The sequence below is a fragment of the Bartonella sp. AC158YNML genome, from assembly GCF_042196725.1.
Classification (GTDB): domain Bacteria; phylum Pseudomonadota; class Alphaproteobacteria; order Rhizobiales; family Rhizobiaceae; genus Bartonella.
This window is the reverse complement of the sequence record NZ_JBHIQU010000058.1, coordinates 1-1800: the sequence shown is the minus strand read 5'-3', so window position 1 is coordinate 1800 and position 1800 is coordinate 1. Positions and strand designations below refer to the sequence as shown.

At 39.2% G+C, this 1800-nt stretch carries 1 protein-coding gene and 2 pseudogenes; all 3 read left to right on the top strand.

Going from position 1 to position 1800, the window contains the following annotated elements:
- Window positions 1-258, top strand: a pseudogene (locus ACFIM1_RS09180) (phage integrase central domain-containing protein); the annotation flags it as partial.
- A 245-nt stretch (window positions 259-503) separates the two neighbouring features.
- Window positions 504-1129: pseudogene (locus ACFIM1_RS09175) on the top strand (tyrosine-type recombinase/integrase); the annotation flags it as partial.
- A 209-nt stretch (window positions 1130-1338) separates the two neighbouring features.
- Window positions 1339-1539: an AlpA family transcriptional regulator gene (locus ACFIM1_RS09170; RefSeq protein WP_007347209.1), complete on the top strand. Its 201-nt coding sequence runs from the start codon at window positions 1339-1341 to the stop codon at window positions 1537-1539.
- Window positions 1540-1800 lie beyond the last annotated feature (261 nt).

Here is a 1800-nt window from a genome sequence, read left to right as displayed (position 1 = left end):
AATCTCCATTATTTAAAAGACATTGCTGTAGATGCTTTTGAAAGTCGGAAAGCTGAATTAAAAAATGATGGTAAGAATGGAAGTTGGTTTTTACCATTACGCCTTCATATTCTCCCCAAATTAGGCTGTCTGCCCGTTTCTGAGATTACCCAAACAGAGATACGCAATACACTTGCCCCTATTTGGCATACAAAAGCTGGAACTGCTTATAGAGCTCTTAATCGTCTTCATCTTTGTCTCAAACATGCGGCTGCATTAGGTTTGGATGTTGATTTACAGGCAACAGAAAAAGCACGCGCTCTCTTAGGTAAACAACGCCATAAAATAAAAAACTTACCTGCAATGGATTGGAGAGATGTGCCGGCTTTTTATAAAACACTTTGTCAAAAAATAACTATGACACAATTGGCTTTGCGTTTGCTTATTCTGACAGGCGTTCGCACAAATCCTTTACGTCATATTCATAAAGACCAGATTGATGGGGATATATGGACTATTCCTGAGGTTTGGATGTTGATTTACAGGCAACAGAAAAAGCACGCGCTCTCTTAGGTAAACAACGCCATAAAATAAAAAACTTACCTGCAATGGATTGGAGAGATGTGCCGGCTTTTTATAAAACACTTTGTCAAAAAATAACTATGACACAATTGGCTTTGCGTTTGCTTATTCTGACAGGCGTTCGCACAAATCCTTTACGTCATATTCATAAAGACCAGATTGATGGGGATATATGGACTATTCCTGCTGAAAATATGAAAGGAAAGCGTGATGCTACAACAGAATTTCGTGTGCCTTTATCATCTGAAGCATTAGAAATTTTAAAACAAGCGCGCTTGCTTTCTCGTAATGATTTCTTTTTTTCTGCTAAGGTCGCGGTCCCCTTGCTGAGAAGTGTATGTATCTTTACATGAGAAAAAATAAAATTGAAGCCTGCCCCCATGGTTTTCGCTCTAGTTTACGCGATTGGCTTGCTGAAACAACCGATGCCCCCTATGAGGTTGCTGAAACCATTCTAGCTCATACGGTCGGGGGGCAAGTAGAGCGTGCTTATCGTCGTACTGACTATCTAGAACAGCGTCGTGTCTATATGGAGAAATGGGCGGCTTATGTCACCGGTCAATCTTAAAGATATGGGGTGCATAACCCCATTATCTGTGGATAACTTTAGCTCTCTTCTCTCTCATTCGCTCTCAATAAGACTCATAAATTATCACATCAGAAATTATATGATAAAATATTGTTTTCTATAAATAAAATACCTTCAAAAATGAACCAAAATGTGCTTAATAAATAGGCATGAGTTGTTTCCATTTTTTATTATGAAAGGATTTTATTATGACAGAAAATGATATTCTTTTAACAGACCGTGAAAGTGCAAAATTGCTTCATATGAGTGTTTCAACTTTCCGCCGTCATGTTACCAATGGCTCTCTCCCAAAACCCTTAAAATTTGGTTTTTTATCCCGTTGGTTACAATCGGATCTCTTGAATGTAATCGAACAAGCAAAACAGCAACGTCAAAGTGACGCGGCATAAAAAAACCTTGTCACGTAAGGACGGACAAGGCTTTCTCAAACTCATCAATCTAGAGCTAGCACAATCCGTCCTATGATGCAACGTTATAGGATTTAAAATGATGTGTTCTTTTAAGAATGCGCGGGGTATTACTTGTGCCTTGCGTGGGGTTTGGCATGGGCGTTATGGAACCGCCCGTTGCCCTGCTCATGATGATAGGTTGCCTAGTTTATCTATTTCTAATGGAAATGATGGGCGTCTTTTACTCTATTGTTATGCTGG